Source organism: Mesorhizobium sp. M1A.F.Ca.ET.072.01.1.1 (assembly GCF_004023325.1).
Classification (GTDB): domain Bacteria; phylum Pseudomonadota; class Alphaproteobacteria; order Rhizobiales; family Rhizobiaceae; genus Mesorhizobium.
In genome coordinates, this window is the sequence record NZ_RZSF01000285.1 from 1 (window position 1) to 8,752 (window position 8,752).

The following is an 8,752-nucleotide window of genomic DNA, read 5'->3' on the forward strand; positions in this document are numbered from 1 at the left end:
CAGCACTGTCGGCGGGAGATAGGCGAAATTGGCGTCGGCGAGCGGCGACAGCGTGAGGTCGCCGGTCCGGTCCACGCCGCCGGTGCGAATCTTCAGGTAGAATTCGATATCGCGCAGGGTCAGCATCGGCGCGTCAGCATGCGCCACATAGGAGCCGCGCGAGTGGTCGCCCCCGAGGCTGGGATAGATCAGCACCTGGCCGGCCGGCTTCTTGACGTGACCGCGCGTTGCGTGGGCAACGGCGGCGCAGAGGTTTCCGCCGGCGCTGTCGCCGCAAAGCAGGACAGGGCAAACATAGGTCTTGGCGGCCCATTCAAAGGCGCTTAGCACGTCGTCGAAGGCGGCCGGATGCAGATGTTCCGGCGCCAGCCGGTAATCGACCGAGACCACCTCGTAGCCGGTGCGGGCGCACAGCTCGGCGCAGACATCGTCATGGCTGTCCAGCCCGCCGAGGATGAATCCGCCGCCATGAACATAGAGCACCATTGCGGCGCTGTTCGTTTCCGCGTTGCTATAGATGCGGATCGGGATGCTGGCGGTCGGCGTGGCGATGGCGGTCGTTTCGACCGTCACGCCTTGCGGATAGCCGGCGAAGAACTCGCGGCACATCCGGTCGTAGATCGCCCGCTGCTCTGCGATCGTGTAGTCGATCGTGTCGGGCGGGTAATAGGAATTGGTCTTCTCGATGAAAGCCCAGGTCTCGGCGTCGATGAGGGTCTTGTAGTCGGTCATAGCGCTTGGGCCGATCGCGAAGGTCGAGCCTGAGCACCCCCCTCTGTCCTGCCGGACATCTCCCCCGCAGGGGGAGAGATTGGCAGCTTGGGCGCCGGCGATCCACCTGCGACGCTGGCAATTGGCGAAAGCGACCGTGACATCCGATCTCCCCCCTTGCGGGGGAGACGCCCGGCAGGGCAGAGGGGGGTGTGACGGAACGCCATCGTCTGCGGCCTATCTACCCTTCCACACCGGATCGCGCTTCTCCGCAAAGGCGCGGAAGCCTTCCATATTGTCCTCCGAGCCGTAGAGGATATCGACCGTCGGCAGTTGCCTGCGCGTCACCTTGTTCATGGCCTCCTGGAAGGTCAGCGCCTCGGCCACGCGCGCCGTCTCCTTGATCGCGGCGAAAACCAGCGGCGGGCCGCTGGCCAAAAGCCGCGCGATTTCCCAGACGCGGTCCTCCAGCTTCTCCTTGGGCAGCACCTCGTTGACCAGGCCCCAGCGATGCGCTTCCGCCACATCCATCCAACGGCCGGTGAGGAGAAGGTCCATGGCGATATGGTAGGGAATGCGTTTCGGCAGCTTGATCGTCGCGGCGTCGGCCAGCGTGCCGGCGCGAATCTCGGGCAGCGCGAAGGAAGAATGGTCAGAGGCGTAGATCAGGTCGCAGGACAGCGCCAGCTCGAAGCCGCCGCCCACCGCCATGCCGTTGACGCAAGCTATCACCGGCTTGTTCAAGTCGCGCAGTTCCTGCAGCCCGGCAAAGCCGCCGACGCCGTAGTCGCCGTCGACCGCGTCGCCGGCCGCAGCCGCCTTCAGGTCCCAGCCGGCGCAGAAGAACTTGTCTCCGGCCGTCTTGACGATGGCGACGCGCAAGCCGGGATCGTCGCGGAACGCCTTGAACGTCTCGCCCATCAGTCGTGAGGTCTTGAGGTCGATGGCATTGGCCTTGGGCCGGTCGAGCGTGACTTCCAGGATCGTGCCTTCGCGGCGGGTGGTGATGACGTCAGCCATTCTTCTTTTCTCCAAGCACCAGCAGTGCGTCGGCGATCCAGGCGCCCTTGCCTTCGGCGCAGACGATCAGCGGGTTGATGTCGAGCTCTTCGATTTCGCCTTCATTCTTCTGCACGAAGTCGGCAATGCCGGCGATGGCGTCGATGGCGGCCTGGACGTCGGCCTTGGGCCGGCCGCGATAGCCCTCCAGCAGCGGATAGAGCTTCAGGCCACGCAGCGCCGCCTCGATGTCGTCGCGCGTCGCCGGCAGCATCAGGGTCACGCTGTCGCGCAGCAGCTCGACCAGCACGCCGCCGGTGCCGAGCGTCATCACCGCGCCGAACATCGGGTCGCGGGTGAAGCCGACGATCAGTTCGGCGACGCCGTCGCGCACCATGCGCTCGGCATAGAGCCCGGTGCCGAGCGGCAACAGGTCATGCGCGGCATTGCTGACGGATTCGGCGTCCTTGAGGTTCAGCCGCACGGCGCCGACCTCCGACTTGTGCGTCACGCCGAGCGTCTTCAGCGCCACCGGGAAACCAAGCGCCATGGACGCAATCACCGCCTCGACCGCGTTCGAGGCGCGCTCGCCCTTCGGCACCGGCAGCCCGGCCTCGATCAGACGCGCTTTGGCCTCGGCTTCGTCCGGTGTGACGTGGTCGCCGTCGGAAGCGCCCGCCGCCGTGGTGTCGACCGGCTGCGCCTGCGGCTCGCGCCAGGCCCAGCCGATGAAGGCGGCGGCCTGGGCGGCGTCCATCGCTTCCGAAATGCCGAACAAGGGCACCATGCCGCGCGCCATCAGCCCGGCGGTATATTCCTCCGGCAGGTTTTCCGGCAGCGAGGAGACGATCGCGCCCTGCGCCCTGTTGGTCTTCAGCGCCGCCTCGAAGGCACGCAGCGTCGCCCACCAGTCGGTGTCCGAGCAGCGGTCGGGGCGCGGGAAGTCGAGCACCAGCATGTTGAGGTCGAAGCCGCCCGACACCATGGCAGTGAAGGTGGCCGTCATCGCCGGCTCGTTGTTCCAGATGAAGGTGTGGTAGTCGAGCGGATTGGCGACCGCGACCAGCGGCCCGAGCGTCGATTTGACATGCGCGCGATGCTCGGCGCTTAGCGTCGGGAAATGCACCCAGCGTCCTTCCGCGCTGTCGGCCATCACGGAGGCTTCGCCGCCCGAGCAGCTCATCGACGACAGTCTGTAGCCGGGCAGCGGCCCGGTGATGTGCAAGAGCTTCAACGCCTCGATGAAGGCCGGTATGGAATCGACGCGCGCGATGCCCAGCCGCTTCAGGAACGCGCCCGAGGCGGCATCCGAACCGGCAAGCGACGCGGTATGGGAAACCGTCGCCTGCCGCGCCTGTTCCGAGCGGCCGACCTTCATGGCGATGATCGGCTTCTTCAGCTCGCGGGCTCTCGCCGCCAATCGCTCGAAGCCGGCCACGGAATCGAAGGCCTCGATATGCAGGCCAAGCGACGTGACGCGCTCGTCCTCGATCAGACCGAGCGCCATTTCGGAAAGGCCGGTCTGCGCCTGGTTGCCGGCCGTCATCAGGAACGCGATCGGCAGACCGCGCTTCTGCATCGTCATGTTGATGGCGATGTTGGACGACTGAGTGATGATGGCGACGCCCTTGCCGCCCTCGGCAAGCCTGATCCCGCCATGCTGATCGGGCCACAAAAGCGCGCCGTCGGCATAGTTGATCAGACCATAGCAGTTCGGGCCGATGATCGGCATCTCACCCGCGGCGGCGACCAGCTCGGCCTGCAGCCGCTCGCCGTCCTCGTCATAGGCCTCGGTCTCGAGGAAGCCGGCGGCAAAGCAGACGGCGCCACCGGCGCCGCGCTCGGCCAATGCCTTGACCACTTCGATGGTGAGATGCCGGTTGACCCCGACAAAGGCGGCGTCCGGTGCGCCGGGCAAGTCGGCGACGGAACGGTAGGCCTTGCGGCCTGCGACCTCGTCCTTGGTCGGGTGCACCGGCCAGATTTCGCCGGCAAAGCCCATCTTGATTGATTGCGCGACGACGGCGGCGGCCTGCGCCCCGCCGAACACGGCGATCGATTTCGGGCGCAGGAGACGTTCGAGTTTATGCATGGTCATCTTTTCATTTGAGCACGATCGTTGCCAAAACCGGATCCCGGTTTTGGCGGATCATGCTCTAAGCCCCGAACGGGCGCAGCAACGCCCGCGAAATAATATGTCGCTGAATCTCCGAAGTGCCTTCCCAGATGCGCTCGACGCGCGCGTCGCGCCAGATGCGCTCCAGCGGCAGATCGTCCATCAGCCCCATGCCGCCATGGATCTGGATCGCCTCGTCGGCGACGAAAGCCAGCATCTCGGTAGCCTTCAGCTTGGCCATCGCCATGTCCTGATCGGTGACGGTGCCCTGATCGTACTTCCAGCCGGCTTCGAACACCATCAGGTCAGCGGCCTTCAACTCCGTCGCCATATCGGCGAGCTTGAACGACACACCCTGGAACTTGCCGATCTGCTGGCCGAACTGCTGGCGCTGCGCGGCATATTCGATGGCATGCGAAAGCGCGCGCTCTGCGCGGCCGAGGCAGGTGGCGCCGACCTGCAGGCGCGTGGCGCCGAGCCACGAATTCGCCACCTCGAAGCCCTTATGCACTTCGCCGAGCACCTGGGAAGCCGGCAGCCGGCAGTCGTCGAATTCGAGGATCGAGTTGGTGTAGCCGCGATGCGAGACGTTGCGGTAGCCGTCGCGCACCGTGAACCCTTTGGTGCCCTTATCGACGAAGAAGGCGGTGATCTTCTTGCGCTTGCCGCGCGGCGAATCCTCTTCGCCCGAAGCCATGAATACGATGGCAAAGTCGGCGATGTCGGCGTGGCTGATGAAGTGCTTGGTGCCGTTGAGCACCCAGTCCGAGCCGTCCTGAACCGCGGTCGCCTTCATGCCGCGCAGGTCGGAGCCGGCGCCGGGCTCGGTCATCGCCAGGCAGTCCCACTTTTCGCCGCGGATGCAGGGGAAGAGATATTTTTCACGCTGCTCCGGCGTGCCGGCGAGCAGGATGTTGGAGGGACGCGCCACGCAGGTCCAGTGCAGCGCGTAATTGGCGCGGCCAAGTTCCTTCTCGTAGAGCAGCCAGCTCACCGTATCGAGGCCGGCGCCGCCGACATCGGCCGGCATGTTGGCGGCGTAGAGCCCGGCCGCGATCGCCTTCGCCTTCAATTCGTCGATCAGCTCGCGGCGCAGTTCGCCGGTGCGTTCCACCTCGCGCTCATGCGGGTAAAGCTCGTTCTCGACAAAGGCACGCGTCGTCTCGACGATCAGTTTTTGTTCTTCGGAAAGACCGAAATGCATCGCCTCAGCCCTTCTTCTTGCTTGTTTTCGCCTTGTCGGCCTTTGCGGGCTTCTCGGCCTTTGCGGGCTTCGCCATCTTCTTCGCCGGCTTGGCGGCTTTTGCTTTGTCGCCTGCCTTGGCGGCCGGCTTCGCCGCCAGCTTGGCCAACTGCCTGGTATAGTCCTTGTGAAGCGCGCCGGCGCCCCAGCCCTTGCCCTTGTTCTGCTTCGACAGCGCATCCATGATGGCGACCAGATTGTCGTCACGGATCTTTTCAAGCTCGCGGATCGAGAGGCCGTTTGCCTGCTCGTCCGACTGCGTGGCGATCAGGTCGACCAGCTCGTCGTTGAACTCCGGCACGTCCATCAGCTTGGTCCACGGCCATTTCAGGCAAGGTCCGAACTGCGCCATGAAGTGGCGCATGCCGGCTTCGCCGCCGGCGACGCGGTAGACCTGGAACATGCCCATTTGAGCCCAGCGCAGGCCGAAGGAATAGCGCATGATATCGTCGAGTTCCTCGACGGTGCAGATGCCGTCCTTGACCAGCCACAGCGCCTCGCGCCACGCGGCCTCCAGGAGGCGATCGCCGACGAAGGCCTCGATTTCCTTGCGCACCACCACCGGCTTCATGCCGATCGAGGCGTAGATCTCCTTGGCGACCTCGATCGCCTCGGGAAAAGTCTGCTGGCCGCCGACGATCTCGACCAGCGGCAGAAGATAGACCGGGTTGAACGGGTGCCCGACGACCAGCCGCTCCGGGTGCTTCTTCATCGCCACCTGCATGTCGGTCGGCTTGATGCCGGAGGTCGAGGAGCCGATTATGGCATTGGCTGGCGCATGGGCGTCGATCTCGGCCAGCACTTTGTGCTTGAGGTCGAGCCGCTCCGGCACGCTCTCCTGGATGAAATCGGCATCCGCCACCGCGTCGCCGATCGTCTTGGCGAAGGTGAGCTTGCCTTCCTTAGGCAGGCCGCCGGGCAGCATCTGCTTGTAGGCGCGGCGTGCGCCCTTCATCACCTCGCCGACTTTGCGCGACGCCTCGGGATCGGGATCGAAGATCGAAACATCGATGCCGTTCAAGAGCAGGCGCGCCACCCAGCCGGCGCCGATGACGCCGCCGCCGATGGCGGCCGCCTTGTTGATGATGCTCATGGTCAGGCTCCGGTTCTGGTCTTGGCTGTTTCGGGATCGGAAAGCGGCACGCGCTCGCCGGCGCGGATCACGGCTGGGTCGTAAGCTTTGCGCGCGAAGACTTCGAGCACGAGGGGCCGGAAGAACTCGATCGGCAGCGTCTCGTAGTCGGGATCGAAGCTCGACTGGTCCCAGCGCTCGCAGAACCGGTCGCAATCGTCGAAATAGAGATGGCCGGCGAAGCGGTCGCGGGCATGCTGGTTGCCGCCCAAATGATGCGCGTAATAGAGGCGCTGGAAGTCGCCGTGCTTTTCGACAACCCAGGTGCATTGCTCGCGCACGAACGGCTTCAGGATCGTGGCGGCATATTCGTCATGATTGTAGGGCGCGTAGATGTCGCCGATGTCGTGCAGAAGCGCGGAGACGATCCAGTCAGTGTCGGCGCCGTCGCGCCAGGCGCGCGTCGCCGCCTGCAGCGAATGGCCTAGCCGGGTGATCTTGTAGCCGGACAAACCTTCGTCGAGCTGCACCAGGGCGGAAAGCAGCCGATCCCCTGTCCTGGCGGCATAGTCGATCTCGTGGGCGGTCAGGAATTCATAGTCTTCCTTGTCGCCGTCCTTCATCGCGGTGAATTTGACGGTAGCCACCTCGACCTCCCGCTTTTCAATGTTGATTGAGCATGATCTTTTCCGAACCGCAGGTCAGCGAAGCAAAAACCGGTTCCCACTTTGCGGGATCATGCTCATGCCGCGATCGGCGCCCGCTTGGTGAGGTTGAGCTTCTTGCGCACTTCCTCCGGTCCGAGCACGCGCGCACCGAGATTGGAGACGATGCTCACCGCGCGCTCGACGAGCTGCGCATTGGTCGCCAGCACGCCCTTGTCCAGCCACAGATTGTCTTCCAGGCCGACACGGACATTGCCGCCGGCCAGCACCGCCGCCGCGACATAGGCCATCTGGTTGCGGCCGATCGAGAAGGCCGACCAGTTCCAGGTCGACGGCACGTTGTTGACCATCGCCATGAAGGTGTTGAGGTCGTCCGGCGCGCCCCAAGGCACACCCATGCACAGCTGCACCAGCGCATCCGGCTTCAGCACCTGTTCCTCGACCAGCTGCTTGGCGAACCACAGATGCCCGGTATCGAAAGCCTCGATCTCGGGCTTCACGCCGAGCGCCGTCATCATGCCGCCCATGGCGCGCAGCATGCCGGGCGTGTTGGTCATCACATAATCGGCTTCGGCGAAGTTCATCGTGCCGCAGTCAAGCGTGCAGATCTCCGGGAGGCACTGGCGCACATGCTCTATGCGGTTGGTGGCGCCGCCCATGTCGGTGCCCTTCTCGTTGAACGGCAGCGGCGCTTCCGGCGAGCCGAACACCATGTCGCCGCCCATGCCGGCGGTGAGGTTCAGCACCACGTCCACGTTCGCCTCGCGGATGCGCTCGGTGACCTCACGGTAGAGATGGACGTCACGCCTGGGCTTGCCGGTCTCGGGGTCGCGCACATGGCAATGGACGATCGCAGCACCCGCCTTGGCGGCCTCGATCGCCGAATCGGCGATCTGCTTGGGCGAGCGCGGCACGTTCGGGCTGCGGTCCTGCGTCCCGCCCGAACCGGTCACGGCACAGGTAATGAAAACCTCACGGTTCATCGCGAGCGGCATCGTCTTTCCTCCCAAATTCGATCAGCCATTGATGAAGCCGGAAACCGGCTTTGCTATGACGACCTGCGCCGAAGCTGGCCAAGCATGACCGACTTGCCGGAAACTGTTTTGCATTTTACGAAGGCGCCATGACTAAAAGCGAAAAACCGACGATCTTTCGCGCCGAGCGGGAAACCCTCAAGGTGACGTTTCTGGTGTTCTCGGGCTCGTCGATCATGTGCGTGGCCTCGGCGGTCGACCCGCTGCGCGCCGCCAACCGCATCTCTGGCGAGACTTTGTTCGACTTCAAGCTGGTCTCGCTCACCGGAGAGGCGCCGGTGACGACCTGCGGCTTGCCGGTCGCCGTCAGCGGCCGCTTCGATGCCGCCGAAGCGACCGACATGCTGGTCGTCGTCGCCGGCTTCGGAACGCAGAACTATGCGACGTCGGCGTTGCTGGCCGGGTTGCGCCGCGCGGCGCGTGCAGCCCGCGCCTGCGGCGGCGTCGAGGCCGGCACCTGGCTGGTGGCGCGCGCCGGCCTGCTCGAAGGCCGCAGCGCCACCACGCATTGGGAAGACATGGAGGATTTCTCCGCCGCCTTTCCGGGCGTCGATGTGCGCCCCGACCGCTATGTCATCGACGGGCCGGTCTTCACCTCGGGCGGTGCCTCGCCCACCTTCGACCTGATGCTGCATCTGGTCCGCACCCGGCTCGGCATGGCGGCCGCGCTCGATGTGGCGAGCGTCTTCATCTACGATCAGACGCGCGCGGCGACCGACGCTCAGCCGCTGGTCTCGCTCGGCCGGCTCGACGGCTACGATCCGCGCCTGGCGCAGGCGATCCGGCTGATGGAAGCGCATGTCGATGAGCCGCTGACCATCGATGCCGTGGCCAAGCGCGCCGGCGTCACGGCGCGAACACTCGAGAGCATCTTCCGCAAGTCCATCGGCGAGACGCCGGGCGCCTATTATC

8 protein-coding genes are annotated in these 8,752 nt (G+C 65.1%); 1 reads left to right on the forward strand and 7 read right to left on the reverse strand.

Features of this window, described 5'->3' with window-relative positions:
• The 7 genes from EOA32_RS28650 to EOA32_RS28685 form a co-directional block, all read right to left on the reverse strand.
• A partial coding sequence (locus tag EOA32_RS28650) for an alpha/beta hydrolase (protein ID WP_145971373.1) occupies window positions 1-732 on the reverse strand: 732 nt, incomplete at its 3' end.
• Between the two features lie 216 nt (window positions 733-948).
• Window positions 949-1,731 carry a carnitinyl-CoA dehydratase gene (locus EOA32_RS28660; protein ID WP_066996079.1) on the reverse strand — a complete coding sequence of 261 codons (783 nt, stop codon included), beginning with the start codon at window positions 1,729-1,731 and terminating at the stop codon, window positions 949-951.
• Entirely contained in the window at window positions 1,724-3,802 is a 2,079-nt protein-coding gene (locus tag EOA32_RS28665; protein WP_066996197.1) for an acetate--CoA ligase family protein, read from the reverse strand. Before EOA32_RS28665 ends, EOA32_RS28660 begins: the two co-directional genes overlap by 8 nt.
• A gap of 64 nt (window positions 3,803-3,866) precedes the next feature.
• Window positions 3,867-5,030, reverse strand: a complete 1,164-nt coding sequence (locus EOA32_RS28670; protein ID WP_066996076.1) for an acyl-CoA dehydrogenase — start codon at window positions 5,028-5,030, stop codon at window positions 3,867-3,869.
• 4 nt (window positions 5,031-5,034) lie between these two features.
• Window positions 5,035-6,162 carry a carnitine 3-dehydrogenase gene (locus EOA32_RS28675; protein ID WP_095828183.1) on the reverse strand — a complete coding sequence of 376 codons (1,128 nt, stop codon included), beginning with the start codon at window positions 6,160-6,162 and terminating at the stop codon, window positions 5,035-5,037.
• Window positions 6,163-6,164: 2 nt separating this feature from the next.
• On the reverse strand, window positions 6,165-6,788 hold the full coding sequence (locus EOA32_RS28680; protein ID WP_066996070.1) for an HD domain-containing protein: 624 nt from the start codon (window positions 6,786-6,788) through the stop codon (window positions 6,165-6,167).
• Window positions 6,789-6,883: 95 nt separating this feature from the next.
• A complete protein-coding gene (locus EOA32_RS28685) occupies window positions 6,884-7,801 on the reverse strand; it encodes a 3-keto-5-aminohexanoate cleavage protein (RefSeq protein WP_128373509.1) in 918 nt (305 codons plus the stop codon).
• A gap of 128 nt (window positions 7,802-7,929) precedes the next feature.
• Between EOA32_RS28685 and EOA32_RS28690 the strand changes: the two genes are divergently transcribed.
• Window positions 7,930-8,752: GlxA family transcriptional regulator (locus EOA32_RS28690; protein ID WP_145971374.1), on the forward strand; the 823-nt coding region annotated here is incomplete at its 3' end.